Annotated in this window: 15 protein-coding genes; 10 read left to right on the forward strand and 5 right to left on the reverse strand. The window is 57.6% G+C overall.

What is annotated here, in order from left to right; genetic code table 11:
- From H8A92_RS06630 to H8A92_RS06650, 5 genes are all read left to right on the forward strand, one after another.
- Positions 1–957: an ABC transporter permease gene (locus H8A92_RS06630; RefSeq protein WP_229195029.1), complete on the forward strand. Its 957-nt coding sequence runs from the start codon at positions 1–3 to the stop codon at positions 955–957.
- The gene (locus H8A92_RS06635; RefSeq protein ID WP_229195030.1) at positions 954–1,817 is read left to right on the forward strand and encodes an ABC transporter permease; all 864 of its coding nucleotides are present in this window, start codon (positions 954–956) and stop codon (positions 1,815–1,817) included. Before H8A92_RS06630 ends, H8A92_RS06635 begins: the two co-directional genes overlap by 4 nt.
- Positions 1,818–3,530 carry a dipeptide ABC transporter ATP-binding protein gene (locus H8A92_RS06640; RefSeq protein WP_229195031.1) on the forward strand — a complete coding sequence of 571 codons (1,713 nt, stop codon included), beginning with the start codon at positions 1,818–1,820 and terminating at the stop codon, positions 3,528–3,530.
- Positions 3,531–4,365: 835 nt separating this feature from the next.
- Positions 4,366–5,847: a pentapeptide repeat-containing protein gene (locus H8A92_RS06645; protein ID WP_229195032.1), complete on the forward strand. Its 1,482-nt coding sequence runs from the start codon at positions 4,366–4,368 to the stop codon at positions 5,845–5,847.
- Positions 5,848–6,049: 202 nt separating this feature from the next.
- Positions 6,050–6,931, forward strand: coding sequence for a pantoate--beta-alanine ligase (locus H8A92_RS06650; RefSeq protein ID WP_229195033.1), 882 nt, complete (start codon positions 6,050–6,052; stop codon positions 6,929–6,931).
- Positions 6,932–7,695: 764 nt separating this feature from the next.
- Here the strand turns inward: H8A92_RS06650 and H8A92_RS06655 are convergent.
- The 3 genes from H8A92_RS06655 to H8A92_RS06665 form a co-directional block, all read right to left on the reverse strand.
- Entirely contained in the window at positions 7,696–8,280 is a 585-nt protein-coding gene (locus H8A92_RS06655) for an anthranilate synthase component II (RefSeq protein WP_229195034.1), read from the reverse strand.
- Positions 8,277–9,671, reverse strand: a complete 1,395-nt coding sequence (gene pabB / locus H8A92_RS06660; RefSeq protein WP_229195035.1) for an aminodeoxychorismate synthase component I — start codon at positions 9,669–9,671, stop codon at positions 8,277–8,279. Before pabB ends, H8A92_RS06655 begins: the two co-directional genes overlap by 4 nt.
- 115 nt (positions 9,672–9,786) lie before the next feature.
- Positions 9,787–10,146 carry a Dabb family protein gene (locus H8A92_RS06665; protein ID WP_229195036.1) on the reverse strand — a complete coding sequence of 120 codons (360 nt, stop codon included), beginning with the start codon at positions 10,144–10,146 and terminating at the stop codon, positions 9,787–9,789.
- 444 nt (positions 10,147–10,590) lie between these two features.
- Here H8A92_RS06665 and panD point away from each other — a divergent pair, with 444 nt between their 5' ends.
- From panD to H8A92_RS06690, 5 genes are all read left to right on the forward strand, one after another.
- Positions 10,591–10,992 carry an aspartate 1-decarboxylase gene (panD, locus tag H8A92_RS06670; protein ID WP_229195037.1) on the forward strand — a complete coding sequence of 134 codons (402 nt, stop codon included), beginning with the start codon at positions 10,591–10,593 and terminating at the stop codon, positions 10,990–10,992.
- A 246-nt stretch (positions 10,993–11,238) separates the two neighbouring features.
- Positions 11,239–11,397 carry a hypothetical protein gene (locus tag H8A92_RS06675; protein ID WP_229195038.1) on the forward strand — a complete coding sequence of 53 codons (159 nt, stop codon included), beginning with the start codon at positions 11,239–11,241 and terminating at the stop codon, positions 11,395–11,397.
- Positions 11,398–11,878: 481 nt separating this feature from the next.
- Complete coding sequence (bioD, locus tag H8A92_RS06680; RefSeq protein WP_229195039.1) at positions 11,879–12,514, forward strand: ATP-dependent dethiobiotin synthetase BioD; 636 nt, start codon at positions 11,879–11,881, stop codon at positions 12,512–12,514.
- A gap of 222 nt (positions 12,515–12,736) precedes the next feature.
- Positions 12,737–14,194, forward strand: a complete 1,458-nt coding sequence (locus H8A92_RS06685; protein WP_229195040.1) for a hypothetical protein — start codon at positions 12,737–12,739, stop codon at positions 14,192–14,194.
- Positions 14,195–14,208: 14 nt separating this feature from the next.
- Positions 14,209–15,414: a phospholipase effector Tle1 domain-containing protein gene (locus H8A92_RS06690; RefSeq protein ID WP_229195041.1), complete on the forward strand. Its 1,206-nt coding sequence runs from the start codon at positions 14,209–14,211 to the stop codon at positions 15,412–15,414.
- A gap of 351 nt (positions 15,415–15,765) precedes the next feature.
- Here H8A92_RS06690 and modC read toward each other — a convergent pair whose 3' ends face one another.
- On the reverse strand, positions 15,766–16,968 hold the full coding sequence (gene modC, locus H8A92_RS06695; RefSeq protein WP_229195042.1) for a molybdenum ABC transporter ATP-binding protein: 1,203 nt from the start codon (positions 16,966–16,968) through the stop codon (positions 15,766–15,768).
- 242 nt (positions 16,969–17,210) lie between these two features.
- On the reverse strand, positions 17,211–17,774 hold the full coding sequence (locus H8A92_RS06700; protein WP_338026506.1) for a GNAT family N-acetyltransferase: 564 nt from the start codon (positions 17,772–17,774) through the stop codon (positions 17,211–17,213).
- Positions 17,775–17,982: the final 208 nt, after the last annotated feature.

Consider the following 17,982-nt stretch of genomic DNA (forward strand, 5'->3'; position numbering starts at 1 on the left):
GTGAAGCGCGTAGCCCACAATCCGCTTGTTTGGTTCGCGCGCCGCATACTCTCCGGCGTGGCTGTCGTCTGGGCTGCAGCAACATTTGCGTTCCTGATTCAGTGTTTGCTGCCCGGCGATCGCGCGCAGATCATCATCAATGTACGGAGTGGTAATGTCGGGCCGGCGGCTCCGGCAGAGCTCGCAGCCATCAATGCGCAATACGGCTTTGATCAACCGCTCGTCGTTCAATATGCCAAGTACGTATGGCGCATCCTGCACGGCGATCTTGGTGAATCATACCAGCAGCATCGAGCAGTCGCGGGGATCATCGCGGAGCAGATTGGTCCAACTATCGTTCTGGCGATCGCCGCGCTGCTGATGGCATGGGCTATTGCCATCTTGACCACCCTGTTGATCGCCGGCAGAGACAACATATGGTCGAAGCTGCTCAGCGGCGCGCAAATCTTCCTGGCAACCGTACCGCCTTACTGGTTAGCTACAATTCTGCTCGTCATCTTTGCGGTGAACTTGCGGATTTTTCCCGTTGTCGGGGAAAGTTCGCCGATGGGACTGGTTCTCCCAACCCTTGCGCTGGCGCTCGAACTGTCGGGCTTTTTCGGACAAGTCGTTCTGAACGAGTTCACGCGCGTGCTCGAGCAGCCCTTTGTTACGTCCGCGCGAGCTCGAGGCATGAGTGATTTCGGCGTCAGACTTCACCATGTCCTGCGTCATGCCGCATTGCCCGGCATTACGTTGTCAGGTTGGGCTCTTGGCAAGCTTCTTTCGGGGGCGATCTTGATAGAGGTCGTTTTCGCCCGTCAAGGCCTAGGTGGAGTTCTCGTTGCCGCGACGTCCTCGCGGGACGTTCCGATTGTCTCGGGAGCTGTTTTGATCTCTGCCGGCCTATTCGTCCTTGTCAGTGTGATTGTTGATCTGGCTTACCGGATACTCGATCCGAGGATGAAGCTGACATGAGCAGGTCCGTAGAAGTCACGGTGTCTCGGCCGCTCGGAGAACTCCTGGAATTCATCTGCTATGTTCCCTTCCGGGTTGCTGCCTCGCTTGCCACCATTGGCTTCTTCGTCCTCGCGGCCATCGCGCCAAAGGTGCTGCAGACGCACGACCCGCTCGCTATTGATTTAAGCTCGTCATTGCAGTCGCCTTCGATCGTCCATTGGTTGGGTACAGATCAATTGGGCCGGGATCTCTACTCCCGCGTGCTGGAGGGGGCTGGCCAATCGCTTGCCATCGGACTTGGTGCGACTGCGCTGAGCATGTCCGTTGCACTCATTCTCGGCGTCGCCGCCGCGCTTTCCGGTGGCCTGCTCGACAGCATTCTCACCCGGATTTTCGACGTGCTCTTCGCAATTCCCACGCTCTTGCTCGCCCTGGTGTTCGTGACCGTCTTTGGGCCGTCGGTGCTGACTGAGGTCATAGCCGTCGGAATCGGCACGGCGCCCGGCTATGCGCGCATGATCAGGGGCCAGATGCTATCTATCAAGGGGACCGGGTACGTGGAGGCAGCCAAGGCCCTCGGACATCCGTTTCCACGTATCGTCTGGAGGCATATTCTTCCGAACGCGATGAGCCCGCTGACGGCTATGGTGACGATCGGGGTCGGTCAGGCGATTATCTGGGCGTCCGGCCTGGCCTTTCTAGGTCTTGGCGTTGCTCCCCCGGCCCCTGAATGGGGTGCGCTGCTCAATGCCGGCCGCAACTATGTGATCTATGCGTGGTGGCTGGAGATCATACCCGGACTGGCCGTGACGATTTTTGCGCTCAGCCTCACCATTGTCGGAGGCCACCTGCAGGACCGTCTGGAAGGAAAAATTTGAATGCTGCAGGCTCCTCCCAAGCCTGTCTCGCAGCAGGCAGATCTCCTCACGGTCGATTCGCTGCATGTTTCCTTCGGACGCGACATCTCCGCGAAAGCGGTCGTGCGCAATGTCTCCTTCTCCTTACGCCCGGGGCGGTGCCTTGCGATCGTCGGTGAGTCCGGCTCAGGCAAGAGCGTGACCGCGCGGGCTCTCATAGGCCTCGCCGGTCGCCACGCCAGGGTCCATGCACGCCAACTGAGCTTCGATGGAACGGACCTGATCGGCCTTCACGATCGTGGTTGGCGGCGCATTCGCGGCAACGGGATTGGCTTCGTACTACAGGATGCACTCGTCTCGCTGGACCCGCTTCGCCGGGTCGGCAAAGAGATTGGCGAGGGACTGCGCCTGCATGGTGCCGTATCATCACGCCAGGAGCTCGCACAGCGCGTGATTGCTCTCCTCAAGCTCGTCGGCATCCCTGAACCCGAAATCAAGGCCAAGCAACTGCCGCAGCAATTGTCCGGTGGTCAACGCCAACGGGCACTCATCGCCGCAGCACTCGCGCTCGATCCACACCTGCTCATCGCCGACGAGCCGACCACCGCTCTCGACGTGACAGCGCAAGCTCAGGTGCTGGCACTGCTCGAGGAAACCAAAACCCGAGGTAAAGCTCTGATCCTGGTCAGTCACGATCTGGCAGTGGTCTCCCGCGTGGCGGATGAGGTCCTTGTCATGCGTCAAGGCGAGGTCGTCGAACGTGGTACCGCCGCTCAGATATTCGGAGATCCACGACACTCCTATACTCGTCAGCTGCTGGACGCCGTGCCGTCAGGCCGGCCGCGTGGCTCACGTCTCTCATCATCGGCCATCGGCGAGCAAACGGAGCCGGCCGTGCAATCGCCACAGACATCTCGCCCCATCGTGCTCGAAGCGACAAACCTGGTGAAGCGCTTCAAGGGTCCGGATGGCACTTTACGGGCGGCTGTCGACGGCGTCTCCTTTGAATTGCGATCCGGCGAGACTTTGGGCATCGTGGGTGAGTCCGGGTCAGGAAAGTCCACGATGGCGCGGATGGTTCTCGCGCTCGAGGGACCGGACGGGGGAGCCGTCCAGTTTGAAGGCCGGGCCTGGACCACGCTTGCCGAACGTGAACGGCGGGCTCGCCGGCGGTCGATATCGATTATATATCAGGATCCTCTTAGCTCGTTTGATCCACGCTGGACCGTCGGTCGCATTTTATCCGATAGCCTATCGATGGACGTGGAGACATCGCGCAAGCGTCAGGAGCGCGTTATCGAGCTGCTCGATCTGGTCGGGCTGTCGAGCGCCTTGCTTGGTCGACGACCGCTCGAGCTCTCGGGCGGTCAGCGCCAGCGCGTCGCAATCGCGCGCGCGATCGCGCCTAATCCTGCCGTGATCGTCTGCGATGAGCCGGTTTCGGCGCTCGACGTCTCGATCCAGGCCCAAGTCCTGGACCTGCTCGACGATCTAAAGCGCCACCTCGGCATGAGTTATCTCTTCATCTCCCATGATCTCGGCGTTGTTCGTCATATCAGCGATCGCATCATCGTGATGCGCCAGGGGAGAATTGTCGACTGTGGCGCTACTGAAGAGATATTCCTCAATCCACAATCTGAATATACCAGGAGCCTTATCGCCGCCATGCCCCGTCTTGTGCGCGATCCTGAGATAAGTCGTCCGTCAATGATGCTCGAAAGAGGCATCGCGTGAATGCTGCCGAATTCGACTTTCTGGGTCATCAATAGCGGATCTTCAATCGGGAGGCACTACCATTTTGCGCGCCGGTTCGGTCACGATTGCGCGCTCGTTCATCGCACCGCCAGTGTGGTTCGCGATGGGTCGGCCGGCGCGCGGGGCGGACCACTCGACCTCGTACACTGTTTCGCTAACTATACGCCTGGAACGTGCCGAATTCCTTGACTGCCGGAACCTTCTCGGCCATCGCGCGTCTCGCGAGCAAGCTCGGAACCTGGTTTTTTGCGATCTCCTCGCGAACCTGGTGCGATCCCCGACAAGCGTCGGCTTTTGTCAGGTTCAAAACAGCTGGGGGCGATCCGGCGATCTCGATTTCATCGCATTTATTCAGCCCCTTATTACAGCTGATCGGCTGGCACGGTCATTGCTCAGGTACTGCCGAGTACGGCGCTATATAAGCGATCGCTTTCGGCCGCAAGCCGTGGCTTCATTCTGGGAAGCAAGATTGAGAGCTTCTCGCATTCGGTTGACGGATGGACTTCGACCGGGAGAGACGAATCGGGTGTTTGAGCCTATCAGAAAAGTCAAACGAGCTTGTGTTGGCGACCTCGGTGGCCCCCGGTGAGCAACAATCGCCAACAAGGCGGTGATGGACGGCCATGATGCATTCAGTCGACGAGCACACGGCCGACGGATGGGAAGGCCCGCCGCGAACTTGCTACGTCATCGGCACGTCGAGGCTTTGATTTGGCAGTCGGCGATGGCACGAATCGTATGGCGTATCGGCGTTTGCCGAGTAACAAGTGCTAAAAAAGCCCACTCTTAATCCGGGCAAGACGGAATCGTCGACATGTCGCAAACGATCGGCGCTAACTGCGTGTGCAGCGCGAATCAAGAATCAGAAGACCGGAGCGGGACAACAGACAATTTTTCATCGGATGGAGAGTTCGTTCGATACTGGAGCCGAGCTGCTGATCGGCTACGTGCGGTGGCGGCCGTCGGGAAGCGAACTGAAGAGGTGATCAGGAGGACCGGGATTGGATTGCAGCTATCCTCAGAGGACCTCAGCGGTCTCGACCTATCCGATTTTCCGTTGCGGCGCTGCACCCTCAATCGCGCGCAACTCTACGGAGCAAAGCTGGATCGGGCAGACCTTTCTGGAGCGAACCTGATCTGTCCCGGGCTAGAGAGAGCAAGCTTCCGTGGGGCCAAGCTGGACTTTGCGTATATGCACGCGATTGCGGCACAGGTGTGCAACTTCGACGATGCCAGTCTGCGCAATGTAGTTGATGCGACCGGTGGTCTGTTCCACGGTTGCAGTATGAAGAGGACGCGTTTTGACAACGCGATGCTCAGTGGACTTCTCGTCTATCAGTGCGACGCGAGTCACGCTGTATTCGATGGGGCGGAATTGCAAGGTTCAACTCTTAATGAGTGCTTCCTTTCTTCGGTTTCCTTCCGCTTTGCCAAATTGAGCCAGGTCACGATCACGAAGGCATATCTGGCGGCTTGCTCGTTCTTCCAGTCGAAGGGAGATTGTCTATCGATCATGCGCCCCACCTCGGTCGATGGCCTTATCCTGGAAGGCGCTCATCTTCCGTATCTGAGACTCTCAAAGGTGAGCGGGCGGATTAAGGCGAGGGCCCTGAGCGCACCGTTCGCTGATCTGCACCTGTCAAACCTTTCAAAAGCGGAGCTTGAACAGGCAGATTTCACGGAGGCGCGGCTCCTGTCCGTAAACCTGTCCGAGGCGAACCTCATCGGCGCCGTATTGAACGGTGCGTCAATTCGTTCCTGTCAGCTCGATGGAGCGGACCTGTCCCGGGCATCAGGCGAAGGCATTTCGATAACAGAAAGCACGATGCGCGCCGCCAAGTTCACGGGTTTTCGTGGCCGCTGTGCGTTTATGCGTGACTGCGATCTCGAGAATGCAGATTTGTCACAGGCTTACCTCTATAGGTCGATGCTTACCGGTGATCCCCCGCAATCCATGGCATTGGATCGCGCAAACTTCCAGGGATCCAATCTGGTTCAAGCATATCTCGCGGCGGGAATGACCGAGAGCAACCTGGAGGCAACGCGCGTCGCATACATCCGCGCGAACCAATCGTCCTTGCGCGACGCGAACCTGAGTGGGATCTCGCCGTTCCAGGCCAGCTTCGTAAAGGTCGATTTTTCGGGTGCCAAGATAACCACATTCGAGCCACCGTTCTTTGCAGACCGATGTCCAGGACTGAAAGCCGCTCTGAAGCATGATCCGCCGGGCGAGCCAACAGAGTATCTCGCCGGATTTTCATCGTTGATGAAACGCAGTCGAGAAGGGTCAACTTGACGCCTTGGGAAAACGAGCGATGAACGGGGGGAAGAGACAACGTTATTAGCTTGGCCAGGTTGGGCAGAATGCCCATGCGGCCGACGTGAAACTTTCGTCCCGGCGCAGCGCGCGATCCGTCGGTGCAGCACGCAGAACGTATCTTCCGTGACTAGGCGATCGGAGAAGCTTTGTTTCATTCAGAAGAACTGGAGTAAAACAGATGCATCTGGCGTCCCTTTCGGCTGGCAGAACCTTTCTTCGCGAAGTCGCGAGAACAGGGCAGACGATCGGCACGGTGCACACATTGGGCGCCCTGCACCGCGGTCATGCAGAACTGATCAGAAGGGCTGCAAGCGAAAATGACGTAGCAATTGTCACGGTATACCCGAACAAGAGCCAGTTTGAGCCGGGTGTTAGCTATGATTTCAATTTGGACGATGATATCGGGCTTGCACTACGAGCGGGCGCAACTGCCGTGGTTTCGTCTAATGATGCCGAGATGTTTCCGGCAGGCTATCGAACGCTCATATCACAAGAGGACTATGATTTGCGTCTGGACGGGCCCCAGGAGCGCTTGAAGGAAGCCGTGACCGGTGCGATCCGCTGGATTTGCTATGCGCGACCAACCCGCAGCTACTTCGGACTCAAAGATATTGGTCAGGCGATCCTGGTGAAGCGCGCCGTCACTGACCTCCTTCTCGATTGTGAGATACGATTTGTGCCGACGGTGAGATACCGGAACGGAGTGCCGATCTCGTCGCGATTGAGGCGGTTTAGCCGCTCCGAGCTTGACGAGCTGTCGTGTCTTTTCATGGCACTCGATCATGCGAGAAAACAGGTCACCCAGGGAACCTCGTGTGTCAAGAATCTGATCACGTCAGCTACATCGCTGATAGCATTCCGAAAATTCAAACTCGATTTTATCCGAATCGTTGACGCCGAGAGCTTCGAAAATCTGGAACAGGTCAAGCTCCCCTTCATAATCGTCGGTGCAGCAATGGCTCATGGCATCAGGGTCTTCGATAGTATCTACGTTGCAGATCAGGATATGCTCCTGAATGGTCCTTCGGATATCTGGATTGATTTGCCTGAGGGGCCGTAGCCAGGCGATTACGCGTAGCTGACGCTTGAACGACAAGGTCGAGCGGGCGCAGCCGGGAGAGCCATACACGCGACGTCAACTCTGGCTTTCCGCGCTGCGATTCAGTTCTCGATTAATGCGATCCTTGACCCGACGGACCGCGAGAAGCTGCAATCTCGTTTGGGTCTTGCCACTGATCGTTCTGCCATCGATCTTGAAATTGTAGCGCCATTGGCCTGGCGATGCTTCCAGGATGCTGAATTGCACGCCTCTGTGCTGCATGAATGTTCTCAATTCCCATCCCACACGTTCCGCCAGTCCGGTGCCGCGTAGGCCGAGTGGAGATGATCTATGATTTCTCAATCAGAAGGACGTTGACCTAACCCTAAGAGAGCCGCCGATCCTGGAGGACCGGCGGCCAAGTCAAGGGAGGAAACGCCCTTAAGGGCAGCGGTAGCAAGACTACCGCAAGGCACCGCCAATCTCTTGGCGGATCTCGAGTAAATATTTTTGCGATTACGCCAGAGGGTAATCCGCCTGTTCATCGAAGGAGGTGATGCGAAGAGGCTTTGCATTGGTGGTCTCAAGTAGTGCATTTGTGGCTGCGCTAAAAGAAAAAGTTGAGTACGCGGCGTACAAATTGAGCTCTTTCGCGCTTTTTCGCTCCATCTTCAACAGACCACAACTGTCTTTCACGACGTGCATCGAGCTCGTCCATCAAATGCAGCAGCTCGTCTTGTCTTCGGCGAGCCGATTTCTGGAGCTGTTAATAAAGGAGCTCTGGTTCACGCTCGAAAACTCTCCGCCAATCGCAAGAAATTCAAAAGTAGCAAATTACCGTCCTTAGTAAGTACGGACTCCGGGTGAAATTGTACCCCGTAGGTTGGTTGATGCCGATGTGCCAAGGCCATGATCTCACCTTCATCTGAACGAGCTGTCACCATGAGGTCCGGCGCGTCTGCTGGATTAAGTTCGACGACCAGAGAATGGTAGCGCCCCACGTAAAGGGGTGACTTGAGTCCCTTGAACAATCCGCCCCCTTCGTGCGTTACATGGGAACCCCGACCGTGCATGGGATGGCGTGCGCGGACCACGCATCCGCCGAACACGCTTCCAACGCACTGGTGCCCAAGACAGATGCCAAGCATGGGGACGCGCCCCGAAAGTTCGCGGACAACCGCAGTGGAAATGCCGGCCTCGATTGGTGTGCAGGGGCCGGGAGATATGACGATTCCACGTGGCTGAAGTTGAACGAGATCGGTGACGTTGATCCTGTCGTTCCGGACGACTTTCGTCTCCGCGCCAAGTTTGCGAAAATAGCGCGCAATATTGAACACGAAGGAATCGTAATTATCGATGATGAAAATCAAAATGCACCGGCCGGATCGACGCCAAAAGCGCCGAAGAGACTCTGCGCCTTCGCAAGCGTTTCCTCGTATTCGGCTTCAGGGTTCGACATTGCCGTTATTCCACCCCCTGCATGAAACCAGGCCTGGTCGTCATTGATCATCACTGTGCGGATGGCAACGTTGGTGTCCATGCGTCCGTTGAATCCGATGAAGCCGATTGAGCCGCAATAGACCTCTCGGGCCACTTTCTCGATGTCCGCAATGATTTCCATGGCTCGCACCTTTGGAGCACCGGTCACGGATCCGCCAGGAAAGCAGGCGCGAAGCAGACTGACAGCATCTTGCCCTGCTGCAAGTGCGCCCGTGAGGACCGAGACGAGGTGGTGCACTGAGGCATAGGATTCGAGGTCGCACAGTGTTGAAACGTCAACCGAATCGTCTGTGCAAACGCGTGACAGATCGTTGCGCAGCAGATCGACGATCATGATGTTCTCGGCGCGGTCCTTTTCGGACGCAAGCAGGATTTCGGCCCGGCGGCGATCTTTCGCGTGATCCGCGGAACGCGCAATAGTTCCCTTGATAGGACGCGTTTCGACCTGTCGCCCGTCAAGTTTCAGAAATCGCTCAGGAGAGCTCGATGCAATCGTGAGCTTATCGTAGCGCAAGAGGGCAGCAAAAGGAGCTGGGTTTGATGACCGGAGCTGGCAATAGAATGTGATCGGATCGAACAGCGGCGACACCCTCGCGTTGAAGCATTGCGCGATGTTCACCTGGAATATGTCCCCAGCCAGAATCAGTTCGATAACGTGTCGGATCGCTGCTATGTAGCCTTCACGGCTAAAGTTCGACTCCCACGCGCCCGCCCTAGCAGGAATTATGATCGGCGGCGACCTTGGTCTGGCAAGCAGCGCCGTAAACTCATCGGCCCGGCGACGCGCACGGTCGGTTCGTCGAGCAGGGTCCTGCTCCGGCCATCCTGTCGAGACGATCCAGCATCTGCGGTCGCGGTGATCGAAGCTGACCACCACGTCATAAAAATGTAGAATTGCTTGAGGCAATCGGAGACAGGGAATTGATGGCCCTGGCAGCCGCTCCAGGGTTCGGTTCAGATCGTACGCGAAGAAGCCGGCGGCGCCCCCCTGGAACGGCGGGAGATCGGGCCGATGTGCTTCCCGGCATCTGACGAGAAGGTTGCGCAGCACCGCCCATGGATCGCCTGGAAGGATCTCCCCATGCCAGCTTGCCTGTCCTTCGGCGACCAAATAGGTACCGAACGGTTCGCAAGCCAAATATGAGTAACGTCCAAGCAGCTCGGGCCCAGCCGCGCTATCGAGAAAAGTAAGCTGCGGCCGCTGCGCAAGGCATCGCAGCGCCTTGACAGGTTCAACCCAATGCAGCTCGCGGACGTGCATAGGCTATGGATTGCCGAAGAGGGACAGACTGTGAGGCCCGCGCCGATGGTGATGCCATTCCGAACGAGGGCATTTTTCGTTCGATGCGTACAAAACCTTGAGGCCGATCATCGAGCTACTCATGGCGGGCTCGTCTCACGGGCCGAGCGAGCTGCCCTAGCCCGGCAGTTCCGGCGAAATACACGTCTGTTGATAGCTCGTAGTCTGCGGCAAAGCGCATCTCCCGAAATGGCCGTACGCACCGGATCGCTTCTTGATACAAACCGTGCGTTTTGTACGCAGCAAGATCCGCCTCGCTGTCAAACTCGCCGTACACCACGATGTCGATATCATTGCCAAGCTGATCGCTCTTGCGGTTGCGCGCAATCTCAAGCCGACGTGCATATGGGATTGACGTGAGAACCGATAGACCTTCTACGATTTGGTCGATATCGGCCTTGTCCCTGGCTGTGAAGAAGACGATGTGACGGATCATGGCGACCGCAAACGTGACGACCTAACCTGGCGGCGTTCTTATCCCGGGATCAAGCTCAACGCAACGCCGGAAGGGCATTGACAGCAGAACACGTATTTGGCCGCTTGTGTCGATGGCCTTGCAGCGGAGCTCGCAGAATTTCTGGTTGATCAAGGTGTGTAAGTTGGCCGCACGTCAACGATCTGAATGTCAGTTGCACGACAGCACGGACCGTGGTGCTCGAGAGGTATGGTGTGGCTCGCGGACGGAATACATGATCGATTGAAGTGCAGCACCATCCTTTTTGAACAGCACGACTTCGATCTCCGCGGCGACTTGCTTTCAACCAGCCTAATCCCGTAAGCCGGCCAGCACGCAATGCCGGGCTGGAAACGGGGGCAGGTCGGCAATCCTGTTAAAACCAGGCAGCAGTGCACTCCGCACAGACTTCAGGATAGGCAATCCATGCAGGTTACTTTGATGAAGGGAAAAATCCATCGCGCGTCGGTCACCCAGTCCGATCTGCACTATGAAGGCTCGATTTCGATAGATCGCGCGTTGCTGGATGCGGCGGGATTCCTCATCAACGAACGCGTCGAAATCTACAATATCGAAACTGGAGCGCGGTTCGCCACCTATGTGATTGAGGCCCCTATGGGATCGGGAACAATAGGCTTGAATGGAGCGGCTGCACGGCTCGCAATGCCTGGCGACAAGGTGATCATCGTTGCATATGCCTCTTTTGACGAGAAGGAGGCTAACGAATTCAAGCCGCGTGTTGTGCTGGTTGATCGGGAGAATCATATTTGTCGACCTGAAAGCGCAAACGGTGGCCTGGGAGCCCGCGTGGCCGTCGGGAACCGATAGAGCTCTACGCGAGTCCGCGCTCACCAGGAGGCGAACGATGAGCGGCCGGCCAACGTCGCCGCTTTTGTCTCAAATAAGTCAAATGGTTGAGGAGTTTCAGACCGGTGGAGGAACTAAAATCCGCCTCGACAATGGGTCTGCGCTGGATAGCGCGTCACCGCTAAATTCATTCGGGTGGAGGCGGGTGGCATAGGGATGGACCCCAGAGGGAGCCGATCCTGCGCGGCGATGGGGGAAGCTCAAAAAATGGTCGCGGCGGAAGTGGGCGAGCTGCTTCTTGATGCCTATGCGATCCTGCTCGGGGCTTCGATCGATAGCCGCGTGCAGGGCCGGAGCAGGCAGATCACTCGTGGCCGCCTGGTGTGCGTCGACGCCCGTTTCCGACAAGACGGTCGCCATTGTTGATACCAATCAGGTGAACCCCGGCCAGCAGCCGTCGGCCGTCGTTCGAAGCGTACAGTTTTGCATCTATCAGGACACACTCTGACAAAGGGGGGCTGCTTTCGTACGAGGCGGACAGAATTTGTGCGCCGGAAACAATCTTGACCTGTCACAACGAATGGCACGCAACTCAGGGAAGAGCCATCGCATGCACGCTCAAGGCGCATGGTCAATCTAGTCATGCGGAGCAGGTCTTTCTAGGCCAGGGCCTTTGGGAGCGAACACGAGATGCATCTTTCATGATTGTGCGCCCGCTCCCTGGCCTGGAGGAAGAAATAGCCGCAAGGGCGCTCGGCCGCTTTGCTCAACCTTAAAGGCTGGGTCGCACGCCGAATGCAGGCTTTCGATCTTTTAGAAGGTCAGGCGATCCTCCTAACGAACCGAGACTGAATATGGTGGAGGTTGAGCTGCGCGCACCGCTGGAGATGACGTGAGTGCAAGGTCGATGAGCCTGCAGAGAATAGTGGTGAGCGGTACAGGTGCCGGAGTCGGAAAGACGGTGTTCTGCGCTGGACTTGTTAGTCTTCTCGGCGCGAAGTTCTGGAAACCAGTTCAAGCCGGCGTCGAAGGAGAAATCGACAGCGAGCGCGTCGCTCGGCTTGCGAGTCTTCCATTGGACCGCATCGTGCCTGAGCGCTATCGATTGCCAGCGATCGTTTCGCCCGACTGTTCATCAGAGATTGACGAAGTACGCATCAACATCGATTCGCTGGACGTGCCGGATCCCGGAGCGTATCCGCTTGTGATCGAAGGAGCCGGCGGGCTGATGGATCCGCTGAATTGCGGCTCGCTTTACATTGACGTGCTGGAGAGATGGCGACTTCCCGTCGTGCTCTGCGCGGGCACAAGTTTGGGGATGGTTAATTGTGCACTGCTGTCCATAGAGGCGCTCCGAAGGCGCCAGCTCGATATTCTCGGAATTGCCTTCGTTGGTGAAAAGAATTCGGGGGCTGTGAGAGCAATTTGCGAGATCGGCCGGGTGCGGTGGTTAGGACGGCTGCCCTGGATTGCTCCGTTGTCGGCAGACACGCTGCAAGCTGCGTTCAGGGCTTCCTTCCGGCATGATGATTTCAAGCCATGAGGCTCCGCTTTGTCTTTGCCGCCACCTCTGCGCGGGAGCGGGTCTTCGGACGTGGCCGCCATGACATTTGACCGCGGACGAATTTTCGCTTCAGGACCGCTCCCGCTGTCGGTTCGTCGGGGAGCATCGATCCCACGAGGGAGCAACTGGACAGGTTGGCTTGCGTGACGGACGCAACCCTTGGTAAATGGCGCCGACTATTCGGGCTGTCGGGGAGGGCGTATGACGAGATCGCTGTTCGTTGCGATGTACACGATTATGCTGACGAGTGTGTTGCTCTGCTCACCGACGAAAGCCCGACAGCACATGGCTGCGGTTGATGGCCCGCTCCTCGCTAAGCAGGGCCCCGCGCCCGAGCAACCGCGCGCGGATCAGCTGGATCAGAAGCCCTCAGCTGCCGAGGCTCCGGCTGCCGCCGCGCCCCGCGACCCTCAAAAGCAGTGCGTTAAGCCTGGCGAATTTGCCGTGGAGCTTCGGTCAGGCCGCAATCCGGTTGGCGCCCCCCTCGTGCTCGGCACGAATTTTCTTCCTACAAATCAGCGCGTGGACATCGGAGTTCGTGCGCCATTCGTCGATGGCGCGCGATACTTTGCCGGAATCGGCTACGGCGATCAGACATATATCTTCAAGCGACAAGACGCGGTGACACGCCGCGCGACGGATTTGGATCCGCTGGTGCAGAAGCATCTGCTCGAGCCCGATCAGACAATCGTTACGCTGAACATGGCCGATGACCTTGCGTGGTTTTGGAGCAGGGTCGATTTGTACCTCTACACGTGTAACAGTCCGGTTGGCCAATCTCCCTGGCGGGTATCGTCCGTAAGTGTCAGGCTCAGTCCGTACTGGTTCAGCATCTTCTTGGTATTCGCAGAGGTCCTCGTTCTTTACCTTTGGATTGCGTTTGCTCTGAGAAAACAGGATCACACGTTTGCTTCGTTTCTGCGAGCATTAAGTCCCGCTCAGGTCTGCGCAGGTCCGGATGGGAAGGGTAGTCTTTCGACGTTCCAGACACTTGCATTCTCGCTGGCCGTCGCCGCCCTCATAACTCTGCTGCTGTTGCAGACAGGAGCTCTTGTAGACCTCTCTGCCTCAATCCTGGCGCTGCTCGGCATTAGCGGCATCGGAGCCACAATCGCCAAAGGTACGGACAGCCAGCGCAATACGCTCTCAGCTGATAACCGGGCATGGCTCCTGCGACATGGCTGGATACCCATGGCAAAGACTGTCGTTGACCCGGCAAACGCAACCTGGCGGGATTTCTTCACCACGGACGGGGCCTTTGACGTGTACCGTTATCAGAGCTTCATATTTGGTCTGGTTGTAATTGGCGGTCTGATCGCTGCGGGTGTCAATCAGTTGTCGACGTTCGTCGTTCCGGGTACGATTCTCGGCATCGTTGGTCTCAGTCAGGTTGTCTACATTGGTGGTAAACTCGTAACCCCGACCAGCATCTCCGACCTCAACGCCGCTATCGCAGGCCTTCGCTCTGATGAGCAAAAACTCAAGGGCATTCTTGCAAAAAAGCCGGGAGAGGTGGCGAGCCTCGCTGAAGCTATTCCACTGATCGGTCAGGATGACTATGACACGTTCCGGCAGAAGATGAGGGAGTGCTGCAATTTTCACGGATGCTACCGGCATTGTCGTCGCAGAATCGTCGATCGATCTTCTGGTGTGACCTGAGAGGAGAACTGAACGTGGCCAAGAACATCCTGCTGTTCGCTGACGGCACCGGAAACGAAGGCGGTCTGCTGCCAGACGAGAGCCGGACCAATGTCTATAAACTGTACCGGGCGACGCGGACAGGTCCTGACTCGATCATCGACCCCAGAAGGCAGCTAGCGCTCTACGTTCCAGGAATAGGAACGCCGGCACCAGGATATGACGGTCGCTGGCGCCGATTCAAGGAAACGTTCCAGCAGATGTTTGGGTTCGGCATCACCAAGAAGATCATCGATTGCTACACGGCCATCATCGGCGTGTGGGAGCCGGGGGATCGCATCTACCTGTTCGGCTTCAGCCGCGGCGCCTACACGGCCAGGTGCCTCGCCCATGTACTGGAGCTCTGCGGCATTCCGAGACAGGAGCGGAGTGGGCAATCCATCAGCCTCGATCCAAAATCGCTGCGGCGCGTGGCCGGTGAGGCCGTTGCCTGCGTCTATCGTCTCGGAATGCCGCGCAACGGAGCAGAGGCGGACAAGCGAGCGGAGCAGTTCCGGTCGGCGTACAAAGCAGAGGCCGGACGCGCCGCCGGTGCTTCCGCCTATTTCATCGGGATATGGGATGCAGTTGCGGCGATCGGCTGGCAACGGATCTTTCCCGATTGGACGTACGACCGCCATTTCCCATCCGATGTTCAGTACGCACGGCATCTGCAATCGATCGACGAAGGGCGTAAGGATTTCAAGCGCGTCCCGTGGGGAGGGAGCGGGACCGTTACATGGCCCGACAGGCACGGCGAACCCGAGCAATTCGATCAGATCTGGTTCGCCGGCAATCACGCTGATGTCGGCGGAAGCTATCCGGAAAATGAATCACGTTTATCAGACGTCACGCTCGCTTGGATGGTGGAATTCATTGCTGAAAAAATTCCAGGACCTGGCCGCGTTCTCGTCGACAGGAATCTGCTGCGGCTCTATCCATCAGCCGATGGAATGATGCACGATGAATGCATGGTCGGAATGGGCGGAACGGCTCTCCAATGGTCCAAGGCGTCCCGTGAAGTCCCTGACACCGCGCAGCTTCACGATACCGTCTACGAACGACTTGCCATGAAATCTGTCCGCAACTACACGAGCTTCGGCCCGTACAGACCGGTCGCCCTGCGGATGCATTTGGAAGCGAAAAAATATTTCGAAGGCGACGTTGGCCGCGGCGATGGCTCAGCTGCCGCATCATCGTAAGGCTCGGCTCCATCTTGCGGGCGCGAATGGCTGTGCGAGAGCTCGAGAATTTGTCCCGGACGGTTGTTTATGCGTCAGCCGGCAGCCGTCATCCGCTTCGCGGAAGGCAACGCATTGGAGTGGATAAGTTGCGGGAAATCCGTACCTTAAGGTGAAGATGTGCGGCTTCCGCAGAAATTCGCGCGGCCCTATCTTGAAGCCTTGTTGTGCAAGGTGACGAGGCAGGATTCGTCGTTTGTGACGATACAAGCATCCTTGATGCCAAGCCGACGATTGGCCCTCGCGCTCAGAGTTCCGACCGGCTTATTTTGGACCAGTCGCAGGAGATCGTATCAGCCTGCTTATCTCTCCCTAGAACGCTATGCCCTGTCCAAATGTCAACGGATGCAGCCTGTCACTGCTTTCCTGCACGGGATCTTCCCCGCAGGTCGCAGCTGCCAGTCCTTTCAAGAGGATTTCCGAGGTGGGGACGAGCGACATACCTGTGACTTGGGCAAAGACGTCCATGCCATCTTTGAGCCCGAGCGAATCAAAGGAGCGGCGCGTAATGCGCGATAAAAATTGAGCGACCGAGCCGCCCGCCTCGAGCGCAAGCAGCAACGTGATCTCGGCGTCGCCGAAGGGCACGAAAGCCTTAATGCGCGCCGGAAAGACGTTGACGATGGAGCTTGCGCTCGGCATGTCACGCGCAACGCTAACGTCGCGGGCTGCGATGCGAAGCCGTTGTCGCGCACCGGGTTTAAGCGGCTCCCCTGGTACCAGTAGGCGCACCCCTTTAAAGAGGAGGACGAGCAGCCCATAGCTCTCGTCATAGCCATCGACCACGGCATCAAGACTGACGGCGGCTTCTTGGCGCATGGCAAGCGGCAGCGCGATGTCGCTCTGCAGAGCGCCGAGTGGTCCGGCCGCAATAACCACGCCCTGTTTCATTATGACGAGATAGTCGGCTAGTCGTTCTATATCAGCCATGTCATGGCCGATATAGATCATGGGCAGCGTGAGTTTCTCGTGCAATCGCTCCAGGAAAGGCAGAAGCTCGCGCTTGGTGGAGCGATCGACCGAGCCAAGGGGCTCCTCCATCATAAGCAGTCGAGGTTGCGATAATAGCGCTTTGCCAATCGCTACTCGCTGCCGCTCGGCGTCAGAAATGAGCGACGGAGAACGTTCAAGCAGGGGCGCTAAGTCGAGCAGTTCGACCACTTCGTCAAGCCCGATCGGGAGCGGTTTGGGTTTGGGTGCATCGTAAAGCAAGTTGCGCCTGACAGACAGATTCGAAAAGAGGATCGTCCGCTGGAACACGTGGCCGATACGACGAAGATGCGGCGGGCGGAACGTATCTTCATCCTGCCATCGCTCGCCATCGATAGCACAAAAGCCAGTTGGCAGCCGCTCGAGACCGGCGATCAAGCGCGCCAACCTGGCGTTGCCGCAGCCCCGTGGGCCAAAAATGGCCGTTATCCCGCTGGCGGCAACGGTGAATTGCGCGTCAACCGGAACACTGGCGCGAGCATCGCTGAAGTCGACTTCGATAAGACCTCGTTTTGCTGTCCGCATTTGCTCGTACTCGCGACCTATTTCAAGGTACCTTGGACGGAACGACACCGCGGGAGCTGAAAGCGCGGCGTTGGTCCACCGCGATGCAATAAGCGGGCTGCGAGATTGCAAATCCACCACTTTGCCGTAGAGCTCTGCGTCATTCTAGGCATCGGGCGTACTCAGCGGAACCCGCTCGCCGATGTCTTTGCCAGAGGGAGCTTCCAGCTTTCATTTCGCGGGCTTGCGCCGAAGCCGTTGCCTTATGCCTGGTCCTTTTTTTGTTGGATGCCAAAGTCCCTTTGGCGAGGCGTCTTGAGGATGTGCCCACCGCGGAATTGATGTTCGGTTGAGCATGGTTTCAGGCTTTTGGTCATGAAAACCCGGAATGTTCCAGGTTCATCGCAAGGTGTGCGGCCGAGGACGTTCCAACCGTTTCCAGCGTAGAACTCTGGAAGACTAATTGTGTAAAGAAATGCCCATCGGCATCCGCGCCGCCGGCCTTCCTCTTCAAATTCCCTCAAGAGCATTGTCCCTAGGCCCCTTCCCCGGAGCTCCTCGGGCAAGAAGAACGCGTCTAGGAACAGCAATCCGAGAGATGACAATCCTATGGCACCGCCCAGAACGCGCTGGGTTTCTGGTTGATTCAGCAGGACAGCAAGCGGCCGTCGATCACCCGTGCTAGCTATAAGGCTATGGGACCCTTCAGAGCCTCGCTCGATTGCGTTTATGACGGAGGGCGGAATGACATCCGTCACAACGATGCTCGGTAGCATCTCGCGCTGCTTGCGAGCGGGCTTATGAGAGTGTGGCTCAGCCATGAACATCCGTTCCGCTACTCTTGATGGTCGACATAGGCATGGAATGTTGAACAGGGTACACTTGGCGCAAACTACACGGCCAGGAGAGCTCAGAAACTACCAAAACCAATAGTCGAAACTGCTTGCGAGCGTCCGCGGGGGGAGGCGCAAATGCGAGTACGAAGTCGGGTGCTGGTGATGTTTGCTGCCTTGTTGCACCAAGGGCAGAATTGTC

Source organism: Bradyrhizobium acaciae, assembly GCF_020889785.1.
In the GTDB taxonomy this organism is placed as follows: Bacteria; Pseudomonadota; Alphaproteobacteria; order Rhizobiales; family Xanthobacteraceae; genus Bradyrhizobium; species Bradyrhizobium acaciae.

Coding starts and splice junctions, on each gene's coding strand:
- H8A92_RS06635 (WP_229195030.1), top strand. CDS start 954: ATGAGCAGGTCCGTAGAAGTCACGGTGTCTCGGCCGCTCGGAGAACTC.
- H8A92_RS06640 (WP_229195031.1), top strand. CDS start 1,818: ATGCTGCAGGCTCCTCCCAAGCCTGTCTCGCAGCAGGCAGATCTCCTC.
- H8A92_RS06645 (WP_229195032.1), top strand. CDS start 4,366: ATGTCGCAAACGATCGGCGCTAACTGCGTGTGCAGCGCGAATCAAGAA.
- H8A92_RS06650 (WP_229195033.1), top strand. CDS start 6,050: ATGCATCTGGCGTCCCTTTCGGCTGGCAGAACCTTTCTTCGCGAAGTC.
- pabB (WP_229195035.1), bottom strand. CDS start 9,671: ATGCACGTCCGCGAGCTGCATTGGGTTGAACCTGTCAAGGCGCTGCGA.
- H8A92_RS06665 (WP_229195036.1), bottom strand. CDS start 10,146: ATGATCCGTCACATCGTCTTCTTCACAGCCAGGGACAAGGCCGATATC.
- panD (WP_229195037.1), top strand. CDS start 10,591: ATGCAGGTTACTTTGATGAAGGGAAAAATCCATCGCGCGTCGGTCACC.
- H8A92_RS06675 (WP_229195038.1), top strand. CDS start 11,239: ATGGTCGCGGCGGAAGTGGGCGAGCTGCTTCTTGATGCCTATGCGATC.
- bioD (WP_229195039.1), top strand. CDS start 11,879: ATGAGCCTGCAGAGAATAGTGGTGAGCGGTACAGGTGCCGGAGTCGGA.
- H8A92_RS06685 (WP_229195040.1), top strand. CDS start 12,737: ATGACGAGATCGCTGTTCGTTGCGATGTACACGATTATGCTGACGAGT.
- modC (WP_229195042.1), bottom strand. CDS start 16,968: ATGCGGACAGCAAAACGAGGTCTTATCGAAGTCGACTTCAGCGATGCT.
- H8A92_RS06700 (WP_338026506.1), bottom strand. CDS start 17,774: ATGTTCATGGCTGAGCCACACTCTCATAAGCCCGCTCGCAAGCAGCGC.